We start from the raw sequence: 25,488 nt of genomic DNA on the forward strand, positions 1-25,488 counted from the left end.
GCAGTGCGTGAAAGGCCAGCGCGCCCTTGCCATAGTTTATGTGCGATTCGTCAAGCGGTGGTCAGTAGCGTAGGCTCGAGCCCCATGGTGTTGGCGCGGCCGCTGAGATAGCGGTCGTGATCGAACGACATCATCCGCGCCAGCACGGCATCGCCCTGTTGCGCGCCGAGGCGAAGCTGCTCGGAATACTTGGCCAGCGTTTCCACGATGGTGAGACGACCCTCGCCCCAGAGCGGATCGACCGTGTGTCCCCACCACTCGTGCGCCACTTCGTGACCGATGCGCCGTACCAGCAGATCCACGTCTCCTTTGCGCGCGTCGGAGAGCATGCCGCGCGACTCCGTGAGGTCGCGCGATCCGGTTTGCGCATAGGCACCGAAACCCCAGCCGGCCGGCACCTCGACGAGTCGCAGCGTCTTGTGTGGAAAAGCGCCGAACTGTTGCTGTAACACGGTCAGTGAGCGCGATGCAATCTCGACGATCCGCGCCGCATGCGCGCCATGCGCCGCGTGATACCACAGCTCCACGGCAACGCCACCCACGACGCGTCGCTCGACGGCATACCGTCCGGCGCTGATCGGGAACATCGGCGTAGACGGCTGATCGAGACGATACGAAAAGTGCCGGCGCTTGTTGACGGTCCACTCGTTCACGAGGTCGCCGGGGCCGAGCGCCGTCTGATCGAGACTCGTGCTGATCGTGGTGCGCACCGTGAACCAAGCCGGTGTGAGGCCACGGTCTCGCGCCCGCGCAGCGAGCGCTGGCAGCGACTCCACTGGCGTTAGCATCGGCGTGACCGCACCGAGACCACGCTTCGCGCGCTCAGCATCGGCACCGATCTCGAAGCGGCCCTGATAGCCGATTACGGGCATGAGGGTGCTCGAACGGATGAACGTGCCATTCGCCGCCACGTCTTCGTTGAAGCCGTCGGCACGCACACCGGTGCGGTCGAGCGTAAGCGCATTCGACAGCGTGAGCTGACCACCACTCACCAACGGCTCACGCCGCGCGACGGCATGCACGCCAAAGCGGGCATCGGCCATAGTGGGAGTCACATCGCTGGAGGCATCCTGCGATGCGGACACGCGCACGCTCGGCGTCGCGCGGGATGGGGATCCACACCGTATCGATCGATCGCAAGGAACGATTCTCTACGACGATGTCACCGCCTACCGTTGCGCGCCGATGCGTGGGATCGAGCTCGACATCGAGGGTTACGTCTACGATCTCCGGTTGCGCAACCGATTGTAGACGCCGATAGCGCTGCTCGTAGTCAGCACGCCAGGCGAGGCCGTCATCGCTGCTCTCCCACCGTGCTACGAAGACGGTCTCACGGACCATCATCGCGTAGGCTACCATGAACGTACCGGCCGTGATAAGCAGTGCTCGACGGCCGTGCGTCGATAGGCTGGTGGACAGCCGTGTCGGGAGTTTCTTCACACGTGCCGCGAACGGCAACGCCTGCCCGCGCACATTGTAGAAGCGGCTGCGTTCGGCCGGGTCGAGACCCGCCGTCGGTTCGTGTACAATGAGCAGCTGCGGATCGCCCAGCAACGCCTGCGCGATACCGAAGCGCTGTCGCATCCCGCCCGAAAAACCGCTCACCGCGCGTCGGCGATGGTCTCACAAGTTCATCTTCGCCAGCAGCGCCTCCACTTGCGTGCGTCGCGTGTGGCGATCGGTGAGGCCTTTCAGCACGGCGAGATGATCGAGCAGATCGAGCGCGGAGATTCCCGGATACACGCCGAAGTCCTGCGGCAGATAGCCGAGCTGACGGCGATGCGCCGTGGGGTCGGCGAAGATCGACGCGCCGCCGAAGGTTATCGACCCGCTGTCCGGCTCCTGCAGTGTGGCCATCGTGCGCATCAGCGTGGACTTGCCGGCGCCGTTCGGCCCCAGCAATCCGAACAGCCCGCGGTCTCTCTGTAGCGAAATGCCGCGCCGGGCGTGCACGTTGTTGGCATAAGTCTTCGAAACGTTGGACAGCGTGAGCATTGGACGGGGCGGCGGCGGAAGGCAGGGCGCGACTCTGTCCACCACGGCGCTGGAAGCGCAGAGTTTCCCGCCAGCTATCCTGATTCGTCTGATGCACTTCGAGTCGACGCATGAAAAGTCGAACAATGACCGCCCTCTGCACTGTGTTAGCTGCCGCATGCACGAAGGAGCATGCGGCCTCCGAGTCCTCTTCAGAGAGGCAACGGCAACGCATCGAGAACGGAACAGTCCTTCGCGAGGATGACGGTATTTCGTTTGAGTCCGACCTGACGTCCGCGGCGATTACGCGTGATGGTGAGCTCGCGTTTGTCGATCGCCGAGCCGTGGTGTCAGACCGTCAGCAAGTCATCGGCGGTGAAGCCGAGCACGGTTCCGGCCTGCATCGCTCGCGCGACACTCGGGCTCCAGTCGCCGCGCGCAGAGAAGCACGCGAGGATGAGGGGGCCACCTTGCGCAGCCTTGGGCAGATCAGCGTGTAGGAGCGCGGCGCGGGTCCGCAGTTTGGTGAGGTCGTCGTCGTCGAACGATCCCCATTTGCACTCACCGACCAAGAGCTCGCGCTGGGCACCAAGCGCGACGATGTCGACCTCGTTCTGCGATGCGTTGTCCCACCAAGCGCCGACGCGGCTCGGACGGAAGGGCAGCCGACTGGTGCGGCCGACCCAGGCACGACACATCTCCTCGAACGCGTGCCCCATGTAGTCGTCGAGCCCCGGGACGACTCGCCCTGCCCACAGCGCGTCGGCTGGAGTGAGGCTGGTTTCGCCGCCGGCGAGCAGCGGTGCGACAAAGCGGTGCCAGAACGCGACGTAGTGGTCGACGATTCGGTATAGCGTCCGGCGCGACGTCTGGGGGTTCTCCGTCACGGGAACAATGCGCGCGACGACCTGCATTTCCTCGAGCCACTTCATGGGTCGCGACAGCGAGCCCCCCGGCTTGCCGACCCGCTGCGTGATGTCTTTCCACGTGTGTGCGCCGGTGGCAATGGCCTGAATGATCGAGTAGTGCACGTCGGCCTCGCCAAGGAACGCGTCCAACATGCGCTCTGCGTCGTCGGCAAGCCGGCCGCTCGGATCAAGGATGAGCCGCGCGACGTTGGTGGCCAGATCCTCGTCCCTCCGAAGGAGTGCCAAGTGGCCGGGGAGTCCGCCAAAGATGCCATGCGCCAGGAGCACGTCCCTGGCGTCGTAGTCGGGAACAAAGGCCCGGACGTACTCGAGGTGGAACGGCGGGAAGTGGAGGCGTCCCGTGCGGCGGCCGTAGAGCGGTTGGTTGACTTCCTCCAGCCGCTTCATCGCTGTGATGTGCGAGCCGGCGAGAACGACTTTCATCTGGGAACCCACCCAGTGATGATCCCACACGCCCTGCAAGATCGATGGAAGCGCCGGAGCAGCCTCGGCCAGGTAAGGAAACTCGTCCAGGATCAACAGGAGCGGTGCGCCGGCGGCGCGGTCCGTGAGGTACGCCAAGAGGTCCTCCCACTTCCCGAATCCTGTTCCGCGGGCCAGTGCCGCATCTTTGTAGCGCTGGCCGACGATCCGGCTCAGCGCTGCCAGTTGTTCGGTTTCTGTGCGTTTGGTGGCCTGGTAGTAGATGCCGTCGACGGCTCGGGCAAAACGCGCCAGCACCCAACTCTTGCCCGCACGACGCCGACCAAGTCCGATGAGTAGTGCCGGTTCTGGTCGCGCCCAGACCGTGGCCAATTCGCTCCAGATGGCGTCCCGGTTGATGACCTCTGCCGGCTTGGGCGCGGCGGGGGCGCTCGGGGAAGAAGGACGAGGTCGCATCGAGTTCCTTTAAAAGCGCTTCCGGTACTATTACACAGGTAGTAGTACTACAAGTTGTAGCGCTGCAACTTGCAATGCTGCAAGTTGTATCACTGCAACCAAAAGAAATTTACCCACTTCGGGAGACTGCCGTCAACGGCGTCGTCAGGAGACGTGAGAACGGGGGGAGACGCCGGGCGGCCGTCCCCGTCGCCCGCTCATCTGGGCGCACCCGCGCCCTCGCGTTCGTGCTGGCGTTGCCGTTGGCGTTGAGAACGCCATCACCTTGAGGCGCCAGCGCAGGTCGTTGAACGTGCGCCGACACCCGATGCACCGATCCCGTTGGGTGCCGGTCCGTTCGCGGTGCCCAGCGCCGCACGCGGGCGCTCAAGCACCGCGGGCAGACGTCCCCGTGATCAAACCGTCGTTCTCGGGTCTTCAAAGAAGTCTGCACGGACGCCAGGGTCGTGAGAATCCGGCCGATCACCACCGCCTGCCCACGCAATTACGGAAGAGAGCCTTGATAATGCCGACAAACAGGTCTTTGCCATGGAACGACGAGGGCAGGGACCCGGCCCATTCGAGATCTTGGAGACGATATTTGAAATTGGTACGGATTCATTCGCCGCATTCGCTCGCCACCGGCAGACTATTACGGTCGTTGAGGGCAATCAACTCGGCACGCAGTCCATCTTGCTCGACGAGTGAGCGATCCGCGAAGATCCTGCACGACGGTGACAAAACGGCCGCGAAGGAGAATGAGTCGGCGGGGCTCGCCTCGACGACGGAATCGCTCGCGGTTACAGCATTTCGGATCCCAGGCGAGCGCAACGTCGACCGCGGTCCACTAGGCTGGTGCGGATCACCATTCCATTACTAGAGTACACGGACCGCGCCCATCCCAGCATCCCGTGGTTCACGTTTCGGCCACTGCACATGCCACCGCATACGTGACCTCAGGGTTGGTCACATCACCGTGATCCTTGATGCGGCCACCACTACCATCGAGGTTGTTCACCACGCGCGGCACATAGCTGTACCGCGTCCCAACACTGCCCAGCAACTGCGTCGTGGATTCGCTGGTGCGTTGCGTGCCATTGCGACCGATGCCGCCGTATTGATCGTGCTTGTCGCCGACCGCCTTCACATTGTCGCCGGCCAGTCGCGACGAAATCGCATACGCTGTGCCAACGACCGTGTCTTGATACGAGTACGTCGAAATAAACGGTCCCTTCACGATGTGGTGCTCGATCACCTCGCGGAAGAAGCCGCGATCACCGTGTCCGTTGTCCTGACTCAGACCGTAGTGCGAGAAGGCGGCCTCCAACAGCGACAATGAGTCGGGCTGCACCACGGGATCGGCGCACAGCGCCTTCGCGCACGCGGCCATGCATCGGCCGCCAAGACTGTGCCCGATCAGGTGCACGCGCAGCGCTGGGTGGCGCACCTTGAGTGCACGGACCGCCGCCGCTACACCATTCGCGCCCACGGTGCCCGAACGGTTCTTCATCATGTACCACGTGGTGAGGTTGAGGACCTGTCCAATGCGACCGGCAATCGATTTCAGGGCGCCGCCGATGAACAGCGGGGCGCCACCGCCGTCGCCGCCGCTACTGTCCAGCGCCATCACGCCACCGTCGCCATCTCGGCGCACTGTGGGGAGGATGATCGGCGCTGCAAGTTTCGCGAATAGATCGGAGCCACGTTGGGCCGCGACTTCCTCGAATCCCTCAGTGGCGTCGGCGTCGGCAGCACTGTCACCATCGCGCGCAAGAGAGAGCAGGAGCGCCACGAACTCGTCCTGCTTGTCTGTGCTCGCTTCGAGCTGATCAAGTAACGCCAGCGCGCGGTCGACCGTGCCGCGCTGTTCGGCCGCTACGATGTCGTTGCGCAGCACCGTCAGTTCAGCGCGCGCGTCGTCGAGCGCCGCAGCCTCTCGCTCGTCAAGATGCTGTGTTTCGCCATCGCTTTTGCTCGGCCCTTCAGAGAACGCCTTGGACGGCCAGAAAATGCCGGCGGCAGCGTATGTGCGCGATGCGAGTGCCGGGGCGAGCTCCGCTCGCGTGATATGCGCGCCGAAGTTCTGCAAGAATCGCTCGTACAGGCGGCGCGCCTCGCCCGCGTTATTGCGAAAGCCATGAGCGATCACCAGCAGATCGGAGGTGCCCGCCGACTGCACGTGCGCCTGCAGCGCATCGAGCGTCGCCGACGTGAGCACACCGCTCGTGCTATACTCGAGCGCCATGAACGGAAAACCGCCGAGTGTTTCCATGTGGATGTTCCTCGAAAGAATCAGACAGCCTGCAACGTTTTCATAAGATCGAGCAGCCCGTGACCCTGAAACGCGGGCTCCCGACCGAGATCGATGGCATTCGTCAGGAAAAGCGCCTTAACTCGCTCTGGCTGGCCAATGAATTCTGTCCGTACCGACAGAAACGCGGCGGCGGCGCCGGATACGTGAGGCGCCGCCATACTGGTGCCCGTTTGCTCGCAGTACAACACCATGCCGCGCTCCAGGGCGCGTTCGGCCGACTCGGAGGGTGCGGAGAGTGTGGTGCCTTCTGGTGCATGCGCCGTCATACCGGGCGCGGTGGCGACCGCACCGGCTGCCGCATCGGATACGGATACCGGAGCGCTCGTGTCCCGACCGAAGCGCTCCCGCTCGCGACCGGCCGCACAGGAGCGAATGCGTTCGCCAGGCGCCAGCAGATCCGGCTTGCGTCGCCCGTCTCCGGTGGGACCTCGCGATGAGAAGTACGACACACCATAAGTGTGCGGCATATCGCGGTGGGTCGAGCCCACGGTAATCGCCAGCTCGGCGTTTCCCGGATCGGTGATGCTGAGATTGCGATAGCTGCTCTGCTCCACGCCGGCACCCGTGATGTACGACGAATACCCGCTGTTTCCGGCCGACACCACCACGCAGACGCCCGACTTCACGAGGCGATTCACTTCGGAGCAAATGGGACTCTGACCGCAGGCGAACCACCGCGGATCAAAATCATAGCCGATGCTCATGTTCACGCCGTGCACGAGCAGGCGTCGGCCGTACTGATTCCAGCACTGAATATCCTCGAGGGCGCGCAGCACCCAGCTGACTTTGCCCTGCCCGCGCGTCTGCTTGTGGCCATCCGTGCGCGTGACATCCGCAATGACTTTCAGGCTCACCAACTTGGCTAACGGCGCGACACCGCTGATCGACGTCAACGCTTCGCGAGCGACGATCGGCTTCTCCTCGTCGCGATCACTGGTGCTGACATCGCGCACTTCGGTGCCGACCACTGAAAGACCATCGGGTACCTCCGTGTTCCAGTGACCGGCGATGATGCCGGCCACGTGCGACCCGTGACCCAGCCGATCAACCAGGGCGCTGGGTGCGCCCCCTCGCAGCGGACCCGACGGCTCGGTGGCGGTGACTGCTGACGCCCCTCCATCGGGCGTGTAGTCGCGATGCTCCACGGGGCCACGGATGGCCAGCGTATCGATCTTGCCGTGCACACTCTGCTTCTCCGCGAAGTGCACGTGACCGCCATCGATGCCGGAATCCAGCACGGCCCACACGATGCCTTGGCCGAGCGCGTGAAACGAGCGCTGCGCGGCATCGGCCTTGATGGTGGTGAGCGAACGCGTGAGCGTCACGGCGATATCGCTGTCCTCCCAGATCCGATATACCACGGCGTCATTTCGACGATTCGCCGAGTTGAGTTCCTGAGACGCCGCCGCGAGTCGCCTGATGCGATCGGCCGAGAGGCGCGCGAAGACGTAATTCGATACCGAGCTGAACCGAACCCTCCATTGCTTCGCCTGCTTCTCGACCTCCGCCAGTGCACCGCCAAGACCGTCGCGATAGAACTCGTTGAGTTCGATGATGACGTCGAACTGCTCGCGCGAACGGCCCTGAATCCTGGACAGCAGCGGCTCGGTCACGATTGACCGCATCATATCCTTCCGCATTGCCATCCGCGCGCGCTCGTACGCGTCGTCCGTCATACCGACATCCTCAATTCACCATGGTGAAGGACATTCGCGGTGTGCCTCGCGAACACTCGCGACCAATACGAACGTCTTTCGCCATGTGCTGTCAAGAGCGATCAGCGCCCGACGCGATCGAGAAAGTGTGACCGACCTCGCGCTATGCACGCTCTGCTCCGTACTCCTCCCACCGTACTTTGCAGCGACTGATGCAGACCTCGCAGCGGAAAGAGGATGTGACTCATTGGTGGGCGCCGATCGACTATCACGCGAGCCACCCCACTCATCCCCGGCAGCAGCGGCTCAGTGCGGTTGCCGATTCGCATGGCGCTGTCGTCGAGCGTGATCAGCGCCCGGAACGCATCGTTGACGCTGTCTATGCGCTGACCGGCGGGACTGACCCAGCGTACGCGTGCGAGGCCGGCAGCCGGCACCACGAGCTCGGCTTGTAGCGGTTCACTCGGCTTCTTCGACGGGGCCGAGTTCACAGGCGGGTCCCCGAACACGTGGGGCGCCACGCTGGTCGACCGTCACGAGGCACGATGGCGCGGCGTTGATCGCTGCATTGCCCGATAACAGGTGGTGTATCGCGGTGAGACCGTCAACCGCGAGCGGCGCCAGCTTGGCGTCGGCAATGAGCGCCGAAACACTCGTCATTGGCTATTGCATTCACTCTTCCGATATATCGAATGTCCTCACACGGCTCCCCCAACCCGTCCGGCGCCGAGCGACGCGCGCCGGACGTTCCCTACTCCGTACTCCCTACCCACTACTCGCTTAGTACCTCAAAAAATACCGCTGAATTTCAAGCGGGTCCTTCGTTCGCGTCAGCGCCAGCATCAACAAAATGCGCGCCTTCGCCGGCGTGAGATGCTGCGCTGACACCATCGACGGGGCCGGCGGTTGCGGCGGCACTCGCGTGCTGTCGGCTCGCATGGAATCGGGGGTCACCGGTCGCGGATCGGTTCTGGGCTCGGGCCTCGGCGCGTCAGGATCGCGTGACGCGCTCATGTTGTCGCCGTACGCGAACACCGTGACCACCACCACACCCGCTCGTCGCAGCGCTGTGTACACCTCCGACTCGGCGCGCGTCATGCCATTGCTCGCCACCGCGATGCCGGCCGGAGGCGAGTCATAACGCGGACCTGTGCCGCCGGGATACGAATATTCGAGCGCTACTCGCGGCAGTGAATCCACCTTCCGCAGGTCGAACTCACTGTCTTCGCCATGCCGTCGCGTGGGCGCAAAGAGAAAGTCGGGACCGTTGCCGCCTACCACGCCGAGCATCCCCATCTCGCCGCCGCTGAATCCACCGGTGCGCTGATAGATCTTGCGCACCTCGCGCGCCGAGATGATGCGGTCGTCCATCACCACCATCACGCCTTTGCCCACGGCCTGCGGTGCCACCGCCACGCGTACCGCGGCGAGCAGATTGATCGGGCCATCGGGGCTGATGCCGGTTGCCGGTCGCTGCGCGCCGACCACGATCACCGGCTTATCGGAACGCACCGTGAGATAGAGAAAGAACGCCGTCTCTTCCAATCGGTCGGTGCCGTGGGTGACGATCACGCCGGCCAGATCATCGCGATCCTTGAGCACCTTCTCCACTCGCTTCGACAGCGCCAGCCACTGTGCCGGTGTAATCGACGTACTGGGCACATTCGAGAACTGCTCCGTCTCGAGCTGGGCGAAGCGTGTGAGCTCCGGCACCGACGCGATGATTTGCTCGGCGGTAAGTGTGCCGGCGCGATAGCTGCCGAGTGAGCCGGGGGCGTCCTGCACGCCGGCGATGGTACCGCCGGTGGCGATCAGGAGCACCTTGGGCAGACGCGGGTTTGTCTTGGCGGGACCGGACGGCTGCGCCGAGAGCGCGACCGTCGAAACGAGTAGCAGCGCGACCAGTCGCAGTGGTGTGCGAAACAGAGCGAATGTCATAGACCGTATCAGAGGGGCATGCGAGTGTACGTCGCAAACGTGACTGCGGTGGTCTTGCCGACGGCGTCTTCTCGCATATAGATCACGGCGATCGTTTGGTGATCGGGTGAGAGTACATTGGTGAGCCGTTGTGTCACCCGTCCGTTGTTGGTGTTCGTAATCTCATTCACCAGTGAACTGACCGAGCGCACGGCCGCGTGCGTTTGATTGGCGTTACCGATCACGGGCATGTCGCGTCCGTCAAACTCGGTGCTGTACGACCAGCGCGTGGTATCGCCACGCGCGTTTACTGCCTGAATGCTGACCTTCATGCCCGTCGGGCCCAGGGGCTCGTAGGTCATGATGTTGCTGGCCGGGGCAGGCGCCTCCGACTTGAGCAGCCAGCGTCCAAAGCGTGGGTTGGCCGCTTGGGCGTCCACGCTTCGCGTGCTGGAGACGAGCAGGACGGCGAGCAAAAGCGGTTTCCACGACTGCGGCATCGACATACTCACGAAGAGGGTTGCGGTCATTCTGCAGCCTGTCGCCGCTCCCAACAAGGAGCAGGCGGGATCGCCGTCTTCGTGGAGACGGCCGGTCGGTGTATTTTGCCAGTCTGTTCCGCTCCCCTGACCGTTCAGCCAGAGCTCTCCGTGGCCAACATCCTGCAGCGTCTTCCCGTCGGCGAGAAAGTCGGCATCGCCTTCTCCGGTGGTCTCGATACCAGCGCCGCCCTGCATTGGATGCGGGAGAAGGGGGCCGTGCCGTACGCGTACACCGCGAATCTGGGACAGCCCGATGAAACGGACTATGACGAGATTCCGCGCAAGGCGATGGCGTACGGTGCCGAGAAGGCCCGGCTGATCGAGTGTCGCGCTCATCTGGTGGCCGAGGGGCTGGCGGCGCTGCAGTGTGGCGCTTTCCACATCACGACCGCCGGCGCAACGTACTTCAACACGACGCCGCTGGGTCGTGCCGTTACGGGCACGATGCTCGTGGCTGCGATGCGTGAAGACGACGTCAACATCTGGGGCGACGGCAGCACGTTCAAGGGCAACGATATCGAGCGGTTCTACCGCTACGGTCTGCTCACGAACCCGTCGCTCAAGGTGTACAAGCCGTGGCTCGATCAGCAATTCATCGATGAACTCGGTGGACGCACGGAAATGTCGGAGTACCTCATCAAGAGCGGCTTCGACTACAAGATGAGCACCGAGAAAGCCTACTCTACCGACTCGAACATCCTCGGCGCCACGCACGAGGCGAAGGATTTGGAGTTCCTGAACAAAGGCCTGCACATTGTGCAGCCCATCATGGGCGTGGCGCACTGGCGCGACGACGTGGACGTGAAGCGCGAGACGGTGACGATCAAGTTTGTGGAAGGGTATCCGGTCGCGATCAATGGCCAGGAATTCGGCAGTGCGCTCGAGCTGTTCGTGAGAGCGAATGTGATCGGCGGCCGTCATGGACTTGGTATGTCCGACCAGATCGAGAACCGTATCATCGAGGCGAAGAGCCGCGGTATTTATGAAGCGCCGGGTCTCGCGCTGCTGTATATCGCCTACGAGCGACTGGTCACGGGCATTCACAACGAAGACACGATCGAGCAGTACCGCATGAACGGCAAGAAGCTCGGCCGCCTGCTTTATCAGGGCCGCTGGCTCGATCCGCAGTCGCTCATGCTGCGCGAATCGGCGCAGCGATGGGTGGCGAAGGCGGTCACGGGTGACGTGACGATCGAACTGCGTCGTGGCAATGACTACTCGATCATGGACACGAATAGTCCGAATCTCACGTACAAGCCCGAACGTCTGACAATGGAGCGGGGCGAAGCCTTCTTCACTCCGCTGGATCGCATTGGTCAGCTCACGATGCGTAACCTCGACATCATGGACACGCGCGAAAAGCTGGTCGTGTACACCGGCGTCGGCCTGCTGCAGTCGAGCGGCGCCACCGGCGTCCCACAGCTCCCGAGCGGCGAGAAGTCGTAAAGACTGACGCTCCGCTGACGGCGTTGCTGCACAGTGAACGGGCCAATCACCACCTGGTGATCGGCCCGTTTCTATTATGTCCAACGGCCATGAGTGAAACCCTGTTGCACGCCGAGATCACCCACGAAATCATCGGCGCCTTCTACGACAGCTACAATGCCCTTGGCGGGGGCTACCCAGAGAGCATTTATGCGAATGCCATGCCGATCTTCCTGGCGAAGCGCGGTCTGCGGTTTGAACGCGAGGTCCCGCTTCGCGTTACGCTCGAGGGCGTTCTGCTGGGCGAGTTCCGTGCCGACCTTGTAGTTGCCGGCAAAGTCATCGTGGAGCTCAAAGCATGCGACCGACTCACTGGAGCACATGAAGGGCAGCTGATCAGCTATCTCAAAGCATCGACGTACAATCTCGGCTTGCTCTTCAATTTCGGCCCGAAGCCAGAGCTCCGTCGCATTATCTGGACCGACGATCTTCGTGTGCTAAAAGATCGATAACAGCAGGAACACGGAACCTGACCGATCTGGCGGAACCGCACGGATATGCCCAAACGGAGGCGTTGATCATCTCGTCATCAACGCCGTTGTGTTATCTGTGCCGTTCTGTGCCATCCGCCGTTTCTGTGTTCCTGCTGTTCCTGCTGTTCCTGCTGTTCCTGCTGTTCCTGCTGTTCCTGCTGTTCCTGCTGTTGCGGAGCCGATGGACCGACGGGCGTCTCGTGCCGCAGGATCGATAACAGCAGGAACACGGAACCTGACCGATCTGGCGGAACCGCACGGATATGCCCAAACGGAGGCGTTGATCATCCGATCCGCGTGTGCCGTTCGATGCGATTCACCGGTCCGTGTGCTAGCTATGGCGGATGAAGCGCAGATTGATTGCGGCCGAGCTGACTGTGGTTCAGAAGGGACTGGGATGGATATTTGCGCCGGAGGGCATTCGCGGCGTCACGCGAATCCGCCGAGAACCATAGCCTCTAGAAGGGGTATGTTGCTCCGCCGAGAGAAAAGGCCGGCGACTCCTGGCAATCGAACACCCAGGGATTGTGACACAACCCGGTCTCTGATTGCGCCATACCCTATCGCCAATCGGATTTCGGCGCAAACATTCAGATCTGCCGGCTCGCCGCCATTCGCGGTCGGTCCCACCGAATCACATGAGGAGCATACCGATGAAGCGTACGATGCAGGTCGCGCTCGCGACTGCCGCACTCGCCCTTGTGCCACAGTTCATGCAGGCGCAGGAGATGGAAAAGTCCACCGCCGTGAAGGGCGGAATTCAGATGAAGGGTTGGATGGGCAAGGTCGACGGCAAGGAAGCCAAGGCCGGACTAACCGTCGACAGTGCCAAGTTTGTAGCGATGGGACCGGGCATGCACGTGACGACCGGCCCCGCGATCACATACTGGAACCCCGAGATGAAGGGCAAGGGCGACTACGTCGTGAAGGCCACGTTCTCCGAGCGTGAGTACATGGGACTCAACAGCCATCCGCACCCGTACGGCATTGTCATGGCCGGCAATGACATGGGTACGGACGGCGAGTCCTATCTGTATTGCGCGGCCTACGGCAATGGCAACTTCATTGTGCGCGGCATGGGTCCGGCGCCGTTCCAGATGAACGGAGCGCGTGGCGGCATGAGCGACGCGGTGCACAAGGCTGAAGCGAAGGGAAAGCCGGTGACGCAGGAGATTGCGTTGCAGGTGAAGGGCGACAAGGTGTCGTGCATCATCAACGGCACCGAAGTGGCGAGCTACAGCAAGGCCGAACTGGTCGCGGCTGGAAAGCTCAAGAGCACGGATGGCGTGGTCGGCTTCCGCATGGGTCACAACACCGATGCGCACATTGCCGGCTTCTCGATCGGCAAGCCGTGAGTAAGACCGACACGGCGACGCGCCAGTTGGACCGGTTGCGTGTCGCCGTCGTCGGGGCAGGTGCCATCGGCGGCGTGCTCGGTGCCCGCTTGCAGCAGGCCGGCCACGACGTCGTGTTCATTGCGCGCGGTGCCACGCTCGCCGTGTTGCAGACACGAGGTCTGATCTTGGAAAGCGTCGACGGTAATCTCACGTTGCCATCGGTGCAGGCGACCGAGGATCCAAGCACCGTGGGCGTCGTCGATGTCGTGCTCGTGTGCGTGAAGGCCACCCAGGTCGCCGGCCTCGCACCGTCGCTGCGCCCTCTGGTTGGACCGGACACGGCAGTGATTCCGGTGCAGAACGGGGTGGAAGCCAGCGAACTCCTGGCGGCCGTGCTGGGAGACGGCAACGTGCTCGAGGGGCTGGGCCGGGTGCTCGTCGAACAGGCCGGACCCGGACACATCCGCCATACGGCAGTCACCCCAATCATCGAGTTCGGCCGCCGGGCCGGGGCGCCGGTGCATTCAGCGGCCTACGCGCAGATCTCGCGATTCGCGGCCGCCCTTCGCGGGGCCGGATTGGTCGCCGTATTGCCCGATGACATGGGCGTGGCGCAGTGGGAGAAATTCCTGTTCATCGAGCCCATCGGCGCCGTCGGCGCGGCAGCGCGCGTACCGTTCGGTATCGTACGATCAGTGCCGGAATCGCGGGCGATGATCGACGCAGCGCTATATGAAGTGCGAAATGTGGGTCGGGCCGTTGGCGTGGAGTGGCCAGCCGACGCCATCGACCGCGTTTGGGCGCGCTATGATAGTCTGCCAGCGGACGGTTCGACCTCATTGCAGCGCGACCTCATGGCGGAAAGACCGTCGGAATTCGAAGCGCAGACCGGTGCCGTGGTGCGCATCGGACGTGCGTATGGCGTGCCGACGCCGGTGCATGACGTGCTGTATGCGGTGCTCCTGCCAACCGCGCAACGCGCGCTGCACTGATCCGCACGCATCGCGCAACGGCGTGTCGTCACCCGAATGTGAACCTTTGGTGTGCGCGGTGATCGTCCATTGGATGATCACCGCGCGATTCACATCGTGGTCATCGTCGGCCGCCATTCTGCAGCGTCCAGGCACGGGCGTTGCAACGATTCTCAGCGACTTTGACAATTCCCACGTAATTTTCAAGGATATCTGGCCCCCTTTCCTGCCGGATCATCGAACGAGTTGGCTGGGCGACGCCATCGTGTGTCGCAGTCTTCAGGAGTAGCCGGGATGAAGCTTCTGCTCGCGTTGTCCGGAATGATCACGTCGGTGACGATGGTTGCTTCATCGCCGCCGCTCACCGATCCGTTCACGGCAAAATCCACCACACCGTCATCGCGGAGTACTGCCGCGACCTCGGTTCCCACGACGAACGGCACACGGCCGAACGGCACACGGCCGAACGGCACACGGCCCGCTACGCATGCCGTGCTACGTTCACTGCGCGCGACCAACACCACGGGTCGCGCGTTTACGCGTGCATCCGCCGGGGCGCGCGGCATCACGATGGGTGCGCTCGATGATGTGGTGCAGCGCTATTGCGCGGGCTGTCACAACCCTACCCAGCGGCGCGGCAATCTCGATCTCAAGAGCTACTCGGTCATGTCGGCCAACGCCGCCTTGCCGACCTCGGAGAAGATGATCCGCAAGCTGCGAGCGCAGATGATGCCGCCGCCGGGATCGAAGCGTCCCACCGGCGACACTCTCGAGGCGCTGGTCGAAACGCTCGAACGCGTGGTCGATGGGGCAGCGCCGGTGAATCCCGGCACACGCACCTTCCAGCGCTTGAACCGGCCGGAGTACGAGCGCGTGATCCGCGATCTGCTTGGTCTCGAGGTGACCTCCGGCGATTGGCTGCCGCTCGATACCAAGAGTGCGAACTTCGACAACATCTCTGATGTGCAGTCGCTGTCGCCCACGCTGCTGGAGGGCTACCTGAACGCCGCTGCCGCCGTGAGCCGCATGGCGATCGGTGATCGCAAGGCCCCAGTTGGTCAAGCCACGTACAAGACGTCGCCGTTTGCGTCGCAACATCCATGGGATCACGTGGACGGCACGCCGTACGGCACGCGTGGCGGTTTGGTCATGCTGCACACCTTCCCGGCCGATGGCGAATACGAATTCCGGCTCAACGTCGGTGGTGGCGTTGGTCGCCCGGTGGAAGATCTCGACGTCTCCATCGATGGCGAGCGCGTGGCGCTGCTGCGCTACGATCGCGGTGTCGCGCGCAACGGGGAATCGGCCGACGCGCCGCTCGGTGCCGACTATATCCGCAGTGAGCCGATCAACGTAAAAGCGGGACAGCGCAAGGTCTCCGTCGCGTTCGCGAAGTCGGCGGAAGGTCCGTACGAAGACCTGATCAAGCCGCATGAATGGTCGCGCGCGTCGAGCGGCACTGGCGCCGCTGGCACCACCGAGCCGCCGCCGCTCATGGAAGTGTTTGTCGCCGGTCCGTATCGCGTGACGGGCGTGTCCGACTCGCCAAGCCGCAAGCGAGTCTTCAGCTGCGCACCCAAGGCCGCCGTTCAGCAGCGTGTCTGCGCTGAACAGATCTTCACGCGCCTCGGCACGCGCGCCTATCGACGTCCGCTTACCGCGAACGACAAGGCGAGCCTCCTGAAGTTCTACGATCAGGGCGCCAAGGCCGGCGGTGACAACGCGTTCGAAGAAGGCGTACGACTCGGGTTGCAGGCGATGTTGGCCAGCCCGTACTTCGTGTTCCGCTTCGAGAAGGAGCCCACCACCACAGCCGCCGGCACCGACTACAAGATCGACGATCTCGAACTCGCCACGCGGCTGTCGTTCTTCCTGTGGAGTACGATCCCCGACGATCGCCTACTGACGGCGGCGCGCGCCAAGACGCTGCACACGCCGGCGATGTTTCAAGCGCAGGTGAAGCGCATGCTCGTTGATCCCCGTGCCGACGCACTGGCCACGCGCTTCGCCGCGCAGTGGCTGCGTTTGCAGGATCTCGAAAAGGTGCACCCCGACGCGTTCCTCTTCCCCGACTTCGATCTCAAGCTTGCGCAGTCGATGCAGCGCGAAACCGAGCTGTTTTTCGAAGACGTGGTGCGCAACGACCGGAGCGTGCTCACGATGTTCAGCGCGGATTCGACGTTCGTGAACGAGCGGCTGGCGCGACACTACGGCATCCCGAACGTGACCGGGGAAGGCTTCCGCAAAGTGGCCTACGCCGACGATCAGCGTCGTGGCGTGCTTGGTCACGGCAGTGTGCTGGTGCAGACGTCGCTTGGCAATCGCACGTCGCCGGTGCTGCGTGGAAAGTGGGTGATGGAAGTGCTGCTGGGTACGCCACCACCGCCGCCGCCGCCCAATGTGCCCGACCTCGAACAGACGGCTGGTTCGAAGGATGGCAAGCAGCTCACCACGCGTGAGCGCATGGAACAGCACCGTGCAAATCCGACTTGCCGTTCGTGCCACAATTTCATGGATCCGATCGGCCTCGCGCTCGACAACTTCGACGTCACCGGCAAGCTGCGGTACCGTGAAAACGGCGCACTCCTCGATACGCGCGGTCAGCTGTACGACGGCACCGCGCTGACCACGCCGATCGATCTCAGCAAGGCCCTGTTGAAGCGGCCGGTGCCACTGATGCGGAACTTCACCGAGAATCTGATGGCGTATGCGTTGGGCCGGCGCGTGGAAGACTTTGATCAGACCACGGTGCGGACAATCACGCGTGATGCCGAACGCAACAAGTACAAGTTCTCGTCATTCGTGATGGGTGTGGTGAACAGCAAAGCCTTTCATAGCAAGCGCGCCGAGCCGGTGTCGGCTGATGCGTCTCATAACTGATCCGACTACCTACGGAGCGTGACCCATGTCGTTCATGACGCAGAAAGCCCTCCCTCGCCGCACCTTCCTCCGGAACATGAGTGCCGTCATCGCACTCCCGTATCTCGATGCGATGGAACCCGCCGGCCGTTTCCTCGCCAAGGTTGGCGGTGTCGGTGCACCGCTCACCGGTCACAAGCGCCTCGTCACCATCGAATCGGTGCACGGTGCGGCCGGTTCGAACACCTGGGGTGCCTCGAAGCATCTATGGGCGCCGCAGGGTGTGGGACGCGACTTCACGCTGAACCCGGAAGGCGCGCTCGCGCCGATGGAAGCGTGGAAGCACAAGATGTCGATCATCAGCAACACCGACGTGCGCATGGCCGAAGCGTTTGACGCGCCAGAAATCGGCGGTGACCACTTTCGTTCGAGCGCCGTGTTTCTCACGCAGTCGCACCCCAAGCAGACGCAGGGTTCTGATTTGTACGTCGGCACCTCGTTCGATCAGATCGTGGCGCGCAAGATCGGCCAGGACACGCCGATTCCCTCGATGCAGCTGTGCATCGAGAATCTCGATCAGGCCGGTGGCTGCTACTACAACTACGCCTGCGCGTACACGGACACGATCAGCTGGGCGTCACCGACCGAGCCGCTGCCGATGATTCGCAACCCGCGCGCGGCGTTCGACCTGCTGTTCGGTGCCGGATCGAGCAACGCCGACCGCTCGGCCCGTCGCAAGGACAATGGTAGTATTCTCGACTGGGTCGTCGGCGAAATGTCGTCACTCAAGCGTGAACTTGGCGCCACCGACCGTCGTCGCGTGGATCAGTATCTCGAGAACGTGCGTGAGCTCGAGCGTCGCATCCAGATGGTTGAAGCGAAGAACGCGAACGGCGACGAGCGATTGCTGCCGGAAGCGCCGGCCGGCGTGCCGGACTCGTTCGAAGAGCATGTGAAGCTCATGTTCGACATTCAGGTATTGGCGTTCCAGTCGGACATGACGCGCGTATTCTCGTTCAAGACCGGTCGTGATGCGTCGAGTCGTACGTTCCCGGACTCCGGCTCGAACAAGGGCTTTCATCCGGCGTCGCACCACGGTGGACGGGAGTCGGCGATTCTCGAGTTCAATCAGATCAATCGCTATCACATGTCGATGCTGCCGTACTTCCTGCAGCGCCTGCAGGACACGAAGGAAGGTGACGGCACGATGCTCGACCACACAACGATTCTCTACGGCTCGCCGATGGCCGATGCCAACATCCACAACCATCGCCGTTGCCCACTGCTGCTGATGGGTGGCGACGCCCATCTCGTGCCGGGCGGCACACACCTGCGCGCGCCCGATGGAACGCCGATGGCCGACGTGATGCTCTCGCTGCTGCACAAGTACAACATCGACGTGCCGAGCTTCGGTGACAGCCTGTCGCCGTTCGCGCTCTACGCGTGAGGCAAATCATGATCGATCGAAACGGAATCCGGGTCGGTGTTGTAAGTGCGTTCGTGCTGTTGTCGGGCGCGCTGTCACCGATCGCGGCACAGGATGCGAAGCCGGTCGTCCGCGTGGCTACCGTGGCCACGCCCGAGGCGAAGCCGGCGGCGCGCGTGGCGCCGGCCGTTGCCGAGGCGGCCATGCAGGGAGACCTCGCGAAGGTGCGCGTTTTGCTCGCGCGGCAGAGCGATGTGAATGTGGCGCAGGGCGACGGTATGACCGCGTTGCATTGGGCGGCCGATCGCGGTGATGTCGCCATGACGGCGCTGCTGCTGCGCGCCGGGGCCAAGCTTACGGGCGCCACGAAGAACGGTGGCTACACACCGCTGCATGTCGCGGCGCGCGCCGGCCATGGTGCGGTGGTGCAGGCCTTGCTGGCCGCTGGTGCCGACGCCAAGACGCTTACGGCAACGGGTGCAACCGCGATGCACCTCGCGGCCACGGCCGGTGATGCGGTATCGGTGAAGGCGCTGCTGGCGAAGAAGGCCGATCCCAACGCGCGTGAGTTGGCCTGGGGACAGACACCGCTGATGTTTGCGGCGGCTGAGAATCGTGGTGACGCGGCGCGCGCGCTGTTGGCGGGCGGCGCCGATGCGTCGATTCGCACGAAGACGGTTGATCTCACAGAAGAGTTGGCGCGACAGCAGGCGGCGGCGAAGAAGCGAAATGAAGTGCTCTTCGCTTATCTGCCCCAGAAAACGCGCGATTCGATCATCGACGCCTCGGCCAAGGCGGCGGAAAAGTTGATGGCCGAGGCGGCCGCTGCACGCAATCGTGCCGCCGCCTCGTCGGGCATGACAACTCCGGCGGCATCGACGCCCGCTGCATCGACGCCCGCTGCATCGACGCCGGCGAAGGCCGCAGCGCCGGCGCCGGTAGCGCCGCCAACGATTGCGGCGGCACCGGCGCCCAAGGCCGATCCCGCGCTGCGTGGTTACAAGATCGGTGTGGCGGCTCCGCCGACCACCGATCTCACGCCGGCGCAGATTCAGCAGGCGATTGAAGCTGGTCGTGCGCTCTTCTCGAGCGGGCCGGTGGCCAAGAGCACCGAATCCGCCGAGCTGTTTGAAGGACAGGTGTCGGGCTACGAGGCAACTGTTGGGAGCATGGGCGGCATGACGGCGTTACATCACGCGGCGCGTCAAGGCAACATCGATGCGGCGCTGGCAATTCTCGATGGCGGCGCGAAGATCGATGAAGTGACAACCAGCGACAGCACCACGGCGCTGCTGATGGCAGCGATCAACGGTCAGTTTGATCTGGCCATGGAGCTGGTCAAACGGGGCGCGAACGTGAAGATCGGTAGCAGTGCCGGCCTCACGCCGCTGTACGCTGCGCTGAACACAATGTGGGCGCCGCGCTCGCGGTATCCGCAGCCGCAATCGGTCCAGACGCAGAAAGTCACGCACCTCGAACTGATGGACGCGATGCTGAAGGCGGGCGCGGATCCCAATGTCCGTCTCAGGAAGAACCTTTGGTTCTTTGCCTACAACAACTGCGGCAACGCCAACTGCGGACTCGAGGCACTCGATGGCACGACGCCGTTCTGGCGCGCCGCGTACGCGGTTGACGTCGATGCGATGAAGCTGCTGAAGGCACGAGGGGCGATCGACACGCTGCCGTCAGTTCGCCCGGTCGCGGCCAACCGTGCCAACCGGGCGCGACTGGCGGGTGGCCCGGGTGGTCCGGGCGATGGCCCGGCGTCGTACGTGATGCCGCCGGACATCGATTCCGCATCAAAGGCCACGCCTGCCGGTATCGGCATTTATCCCGTGCATGCGGCAGCGGGCGTTGGATACGGCAACGGCTTTGCCGGCAACTCGCATCGTCATGCCGCCGACGGTTGGATGCCGGCCTTGAAGTACCTCGTGGAAGTGCTGCACGCCGACGTGAATCAGCGTGACGTGAACGGCTATACGCCGCTGCACCACGCCGCGGCGCGCGGTGACAACGACATGATCACGTATCTCGTGAGCAAGGGTGCCGATCCGAAGGCCGTGGCTCGCAACGGCATGACCACCGTTGATATGGCCAACGGCCCCGTGCAGCGTCTGCGTCCGTTCCCCGAGACGATCCAGCTACTCGAAAAGCTCGGCGCGAAGAACAGTCATCGCTGCGTGGCCTGCTAATCGTCCACGTCTTTGGCTAGGGCTTCTTCTCGCCGGCGAGGAGAAGCCCTAGGTGATCCTGCGCCTGCTGCAGCGCGCCTTCGCCGTCTCCCCAGCCCACACGACCGTCGGCGTTGTTGTCGGATCCCGCAATGAGCTGATCGCAGATCGACACGAGCTGCGACACCAGTGCGGCGGCGGCCGCCGCCGTCGTTGCGCCCTGAATCTGTTTGGCGATGGCGATCGCCTGATCACCGCGTGCCATCGCGTTCCGCGCGGCCGTCGCGATATGGATGACGTGCGTTTTCACATTCGCGGATGCCGTGGGTTCCTTGGCCGCAAGCTCCGCGTGATGGGCAATACCACCGGCCGCGCGCTTCATACCGAAGCCCTTGCCGGGGCCGCTGGGGGCCTGTGCGGGGTCGATTGCATGAATCACGTGTCCCGCGTGCGTCTGCATGGACTGGAGATTGTCCGGCGTGCGCGCGGCAAACGCGGCATGCTGCGCTGCGATCTTCGCTTCCGCGAGCGCCATCGGCAGGAAGCCCGATTTGTCGGGTGTGTCCATGAAGCTCGACACCACGTGGCCGAGGTGCGTGCCCACGAGCCCCGGCGGCAACGACGACGCGGCCACGGCACCCGGTGCCAACGGTGCGGCGACCAGTACGCCCGGCAGGGGTGCGCCCGTCACCACTGAAAGGATGCTGTCGAACTGCGCGCGCAGTGTCGCATTACTGCTCACCAAAAAGCGACGCTTCGAGAACACGGAGTCGGCCATCCCCTTTTTGGCGAGCGCTTCGGTGATCATCTCGCGCTTCCTCTGCTGCAGATCGAGCTGCGCCTCTTTCGTCTTGTTCTTCTGCTGTGCCGCCTTGTTGTCGCTCGAATCGTGAATCGCGGAGACGACCAGATGCGCTTCCACCAGCGCCCGCACTTCAGCGAGCGTGAGGGTGGGCGCCGACACGGGGGCGCTCTGACCGGCGAGTGGCGCAGCGAGCGCCGTCGCCACGACGAGGGCCGCCGAGGCGGTCAGCGCGAGAACGGCAGACGGGCGTTCAGGGAAGGCCATGGTGTCCCGAAGGTGAGAGTCGATAGGGGCGCGTCGTTCACGCGCCCGTCGACACTATACGCATTCGACCCCCAGTCCGCTCTGGCGCCGTGACGATTTCAGCGGCATCCTCTCGCATTCTCTCGTGTACCACCCCCGAGTCCTCCCACCGTTCAACCGTTCCGAGGCACTGCAATGATCCGAGGCATACTCGCGCGCGCCCCACATCGTGTCGTGATTCTGGGCGCCGCGTTGGCCAGCGCCATGGCGTCCGTTGCGCTCAGCAGCGCCGCCAGCGCTCAGGGTGGCGCTCCGCCAGCCGCCGCTCGTGATCCGCGCAACATGGGCGGCGGCAACTGCTCGGCCAATCCGTACAACTGCATCGACGCAGTGAATCCGCTGCCCGCGCCGAATACGGTGTGGATGGAAGAGATGACGTGGATGGACGTGCGCGATGCCATGAAGGCCGGCAAGACTACGGCGATCATCGCCACCGGTGGCATGGAACCGAACGGTCCGTGGCTTGTAACGGGCAAGCACAACTACGTACTGCACACAAACTGCGAGGCGATTGCGCGGAAGCTGGGCAATGCCCTGTGCGCACCAATCGTGAAGTTCGTACCCGAGGGCAACATCAGTCCGGCCAGCGGACACATGGTGTCGCCCGGCACCATCAGCATGCGTGAAGAAACGTTCCGCATGTTGCTCACGGATCTCGTGGCCAGCCTCAAGGCGCACGGCTTCACCAAGATCATTCTGATCGGCGACAGCGGCGGAAATCAGGCGGGACAGCGGTGGGTGGCCGACTCGGTCACCAAGATCTGGCAGGGTGCGCCGATCGTGGCGCACATCCAGGAGTACTACGACTACGCCAGCGTCGCGAAGCACATGGAGCAGTTCGGCATCCATCAGACGGTGGCCGAAGGGTTGCACGACGATCCTGAAATCGCGCTCAACATGTTCATCGATGATCCGAAGTCCATTCGTTATGATGAACGCGCCAAGGCGAAGGTGCTCACCATCAACGGGGTATCGCTTGCTGACCGCAAGAAGGCGACCGCGTGGGCAAAGCAGATCGTCGAGTTCCGTACGAAAGTCACGGTCGAAGCGATCGAGAAGGCGATGGCCAACAAAGGCACCTTGCCAGCGCCACCGCGCCGCACGGGCGGAAACTGAAGTCCACTACCTTCCGGCCATGTTGATTCTCCGCTCCATCCGAAGCGCCGCGCTCCCCGCTGCTGTCTTTGCCCTCACGGGCCTTGCAGTCGGCGCCTGCGCCGGTGATCGCGCTCCCGTACCCGAGCCGCTCGCCGGTGCGCCGATCGTGACCGCGTTGCCGCAGTTGCCCCAGCTCGCGCCCGACCTGCGCCCAGTGGTGCCCCCCGACCTGGAGCTCGCGTTCGGCGCCGATTCTGTGCGCGTGATGATTTCGGTGGAGCCGGGGGCGCGCGTCAATGCGTTGTTGCCCCCAGTCATTGAAGGAACCGACGGGCGTCGCTTTCTTCTCCTCGCGCCCACCGTGACCGACGACAGCGCCTACTTCGTTGAGCGTGCATCGATCACGGTGGCGCGGTCGGCATTGCCGATTCGCGGCTCGCTGCGTACGAGCTTCTGTCGGAGTGATGAACGACTCTGTCGCAGCGCGACACGAGACGTACTGCTTGAGAATCGATAGTTCGAAACTGCGGAACAACTGGAACACGGAACCAACGGATGACACCGAACCGCACAGATAAGCAACTGACGTTCTCGGCTGATCTGTGCGGTTCTGCAAAATCCGTTCATTCCGTGTTCCAGCGGTTGCGGTTGCGGTTGCGAATGCCGGTCATCGCGAGTGCTGTCCTTATCCGAGTCCGCTCCAACTTGGTGGTGGGTTCCTTGCGCGAACCCCGACCGCACCCTTGGCATTGATCACGCCGTAGTGGGCAGCACCGGGCGTGGGCTGCGCGCGAATGATACACAATCGATCGCTTGAAACAGCTGAAACAGCTGGAACAGCTGGAACAACCGGAACACGGAACCAACGGATGACACCGAACCGCACAGATAAGCAACTGACGTTCTCGGCTGATCTGTGCGGTTCTGCAAAATCCGTTGATTCCGTGTTCCAGCGGTTGCAGTTGTAGTTGTCGTTGCGAATGCTGTTTACCGTTCGCAGCAGCCAACCCTTTACCTGACTCGCGCCCGCTCAAGCCTGGTTGTGGATCCTTCGCGCAGCGCGAGAATCACCACGCCACCCTGACCGAAGCCTACAATCGTGCGGTTTTCGGGGATCTGCACGCGCTCCACAACCTCGCCCTTGCCGTTGATCACGTCGTATACCGCGCCACCGGGCGCGGGCTTGGTGGGGATCGTGCGGACCCAGATGTTGCCGTCGTCATCAGCCTTCGCGCTCGTGGCGAAAAACGCCGGCTGGTAGTCGGGTAACTCGGTGGGCGACACGTAATTGATTTGTGGCGCCATGATCTGCGGGGCCCCGCCGCTGCGCGGAGGGCCGCCGGGACCGCCGGGGCCGCCGCGCATGTCGAAGCTCATCACCATTTGCGGGGCAGCACCACCGGCGGCGCCGCCCATGCCGAGTGCCGCACCGAACGCTGCGGCCATCGCGTTGCCCTGCCCCGGATTCGCGGCGGCCGCGCGATCACGAATCGCCTTGACTGAATCGATGAGCGCAACCTTTTGTTCGTCGCTCAGGCGCTTCCAGTCGAAGGCCATCTTGGGCGACGACCGATGCGTACCATCGGGCGACATCCAGTCCACGTGATAGTCCTTGCCGCGAATCAATGCCACATCGCCGCTGGACGTCACGACCCAGTCGTCGACCACCGGCAACGGATTCACTTCGATTGTAATACTGATCTTGCCGTCGTCACTGCGCGACATGTTGGTGTTCGTCTTTGGGATCTTGATGAAGCCCACCGTATCCACCGCGCGCGACTGCAGATTGACGCGCACGATCGCCATAGTGTCGGCCACTAACGGCATCGTCGGAGTGCCACTGGACCCCATCTGCATGCGAAGCCCCGGCATGCCCCGGTACACGAGATAGCCGTTGCTATAGTACGCGCCGGTGCCGAGTCCGCCGGCGGCCAACAGCATCGCGTCCTGCGAGCGCGGCACCGACATCACGCGACCGATCTTGCCCGCAGGGTCGATCACCAACATCGAGAGCGACGCCGCGTCGACGAACAGCGTGGAGTCACCACGGAACGCGATCAGACTACCCGAGCGCGGGCCGTACGCGTTGGCCGTGCTGCTGGTGGAGTCGGCCACGATGCTGATCAGTTTGAACGTCGAGTCTACGAGGAGCACGCGACGACTCGCGGCATCGTTGATCAGCAGTGTTCCGCCGGGGAGCGCGCGAACGTTGTTCACCATCCCGAGCGAATCGGTGGTGCTCGCGTGCACGGCGCCGAGCTGACGGATCGGGGGACGCGCCTGCGCGCCTGCGGTCGAAGCCAGCGTCGCGAGAATGGTCGGAAGCGCGAGTAGTCGCGCACACGTAAAAGTCATGACTGGAGTCGTTGTG

General features: G+C 63.5%; 19 protein-coding genes and 1 pseudogene. 10 read left to right on the plus strand and 10 right to left on the minus strand.

Features of this window, described 5'->3' with window-relative positions; all coding sequences use genetic code 11:
- Positions 1–50: 50 nt before the first annotated feature.
- The 8 genes and pseudogenes from ACLL97_RS13145 to ACLL97_RS13180 form a co-directional block, all read right to left on the minus strand.
- A complete protein-coding gene (locus ACLL97_RS13145) occupies positions 51–1,043 on the minus strand; it encodes a hypothetical protein (protein WP_411280928.1) in 993 nt (330 codons plus the stop codon).
- 427 nt (positions 1,044–1,470) lie between these two features.
- A pseudogene (locus tag ACLL97_RS13150) lies at positions 1,471–1,995 on the minus strand (ATP-binding cassette domain-containing protein); the annotation flags it as partial.
- Positions 1,996–2,324: 329 nt separating this feature from the next.
- Positions 2,325–3,782, minus strand: coding sequence for an ATP-binding protein (locus ACLL97_RS13155; protein ID WP_411280929.1), 1,458 nt, complete (start codon positions 3,780–3,782; stop codon positions 2,325–2,327).
- Between the two features lie 895 nt (positions 3,783–4,677).
- The gene (locus tag ACLL97_RS13160) at positions 4,678–6,033 is read right to left on the minus strand and encodes a hypothetical protein (RefSeq protein WP_411280930.1); all 1,356 of its coding nucleotides are present in this window, start codon (positions 6,031–6,033) and stop codon (positions 4,678–4,680) included.
- Between the two features lie 20 nt (positions 6,034–6,053).
- Positions 6,054–7,751 (minus strand): S8 family peptidase, encoded by a 1,698-nt coding sequence (locus tag ACLL97_RS13165; RefSeq protein ID WP_411280931.1) that lies wholly within the window; start codon positions 7,749–7,751, stop codon positions 6,054–6,056.
- A 438-nt stretch (positions 7,752–8,189) separates the two neighbouring features.
- Positions 8,190–8,390, minus strand: coding sequence for a choice-of-anchor Q domain-containing protein (locus ACLL97_RS13170; protein ID WP_411280932.1), 201 nt, complete (start codon positions 8,388–8,390; stop codon positions 8,190–8,192).
- Between the two features lie 120 nt (positions 8,391–8,510).
- Complete coding sequence (locus ACLL97_RS13175; protein WP_411280933.1) at positions 8,511–9,668, minus strand: asparaginase; 1,158 nt, start codon at positions 9,666–9,668, stop codon at positions 8,511–8,513.
- 8 nt (positions 9,669–9,676) lie between these two features.
- Entirely contained in the window at positions 9,677–10,177 is a 501-nt protein-coding gene (locus tag ACLL97_RS13180) for a hypothetical protein (RefSeq protein ID WP_411280934.1), read from the minus strand.
- A gap of 120 nt (positions 10,178–10,297) precedes the next feature.
- On the opposite strand from ACLL97_RS13180, the gene argG reads away from it, so the two are divergent.
- From argG to ACLL97_RS13220, 8 genes are all read left to right on the plus strand, one after another.
- Entirely contained in the window at positions 10,298–11,635 is a 1,338-nt protein-coding gene (gene argG, locus ACLL97_RS13185; protein WP_411280935.1) for an argininosuccinate synthase, read from the plus strand.
- 89 nt (positions 11,636–11,724) lie between these two features.
- Positions 11,725–12,126 carry a GxxExxY protein gene (locus ACLL97_RS13190; RefSeq protein ID WP_411280936.1) on the plus strand — a complete coding sequence of 134 codons (402 nt, stop codon included), beginning with the start codon at positions 11,725–11,727 and terminating at the stop codon, positions 12,124–12,126.
- Positions 12,127–12,233: 107 nt separating this feature from the next.
- Positions 12,234–12,365: a hypothetical protein gene (locus ACLL97_RS13195; RefSeq protein ID WP_411280937.1), complete on the plus strand. Its 132-nt coding sequence runs from the start codon at positions 12,234–12,236 to the stop codon at positions 12,363–12,365.
- 435 nt (positions 12,366–12,800) lie between these two features.
- A complete protein-coding gene (locus ACLL97_RS13200; RefSeq protein WP_411280938.1) occupies positions 12,801–13,502 on the plus strand; it encodes a hypothetical protein in 702 nt (233 codons plus the stop codon).
- The gene (locus tag ACLL97_RS13205) at positions 13,499–14,476 is read left to right on the plus strand and encodes a 2-dehydropantoate 2-reductase (protein ID WP_411280939.1); all 978 of its coding nucleotides are present in this window, start codon (positions 13,499–13,501) and stop codon (positions 14,474–14,476) included. The genes ACLL97_RS13200 and ACLL97_RS13205 overlap by 4 nt, the downstream gene beginning before the upstream one ends.
- Positions 14,477–14,749: 273 nt before the next feature.
- Complete coding sequence (locus ACLL97_RS13210) at positions 14,750–17,335, plus strand: DUF1592 domain-containing protein (protein ID WP_411280940.1); 2,586 nt, start codon at positions 14,750–14,752, stop codon at positions 17,333–17,335.
- A gap of 25 nt (positions 17,336–17,360) precedes the next feature.
- Positions 17,361–18,761 carry a DUF1552 domain-containing protein gene (locus ACLL97_RS13215; RefSeq protein WP_411280941.1) on the plus strand — a complete coding sequence of 467 codons (1,401 nt, stop codon included), beginning with the start codon at positions 17,361–17,363 and terminating at the stop codon, positions 18,759–18,761.
- An 8-nt stretch (positions 18,762–18,769) separates the two neighbouring features.
- Positions 18,770–20,932 (plus strand): ankyrin repeat domain-containing protein, encoded by a 2,163-nt coding sequence (locus tag ACLL97_RS13220; protein WP_411280942.1) that lies wholly within the window; start codon positions 18,770–18,772, stop codon positions 20,930–20,932.
- A 16-nt stretch (positions 20,933–20,948) separates the two neighbouring features.
- Here the strand turns inward: ACLL97_RS13220 and ACLL97_RS13225 are convergent, their stop codons facing one another.
- Positions 20,949–21,980, minus strand: a complete 1,032-nt coding sequence (locus ACLL97_RS13225) for a hypothetical protein (protein ID WP_411280943.1) — start codon at positions 21,978–21,980, stop codon at positions 20,949–20,951.
- Between the two features lie 174 nt (positions 21,981–22,154).
- Here ACLL97_RS13225 and ACLL97_RS13230 point away from each other — a divergent pair, with 174 nt between their 5' ends.
- Positions 22,155–23,135, plus strand: a complete 981-nt coding sequence (locus ACLL97_RS13230) for a creatininase family protein (protein WP_411280944.1) — start codon at positions 22,155–22,157, stop codon at positions 23,133–23,135.
- Positions 23,136–23,154: 19 nt separating this feature from the next.
- Positions 23,155–23,634, plus strand: coding sequence for a hypothetical protein (locus ACLL97_RS13235; protein ID WP_411280945.1), 480 nt, complete (start codon positions 23,155–23,157; stop codon positions 23,632–23,634).
- Positions 23,635–24,128: 494 nt separating this feature from the next.
- On the opposite strand, the gene ACLL97_RS13240 is transcribed toward ACLL97_RS13235, so the two are convergent.
- Positions 24,129–25,472: a hypothetical protein gene (locus ACLL97_RS13240; RefSeq protein ID WP_411280946.1), complete on the minus strand. Its 1,344-nt coding sequence runs from the start codon at positions 25,470–25,472 to the stop codon at positions 24,129–24,131.
- Positions 25,473–25,488: the final 16 nt, after the last annotated feature.

It is taken from the genome of Gemmatimonas sp., from assembly GCF_046594945.1.
Taxonomy (GTDB): Bacteria; Gemmatimonadota; Gemmatimonadetes; order Gemmatimonadales; family Gemmatimonadaceae; genus Gemmatimonas.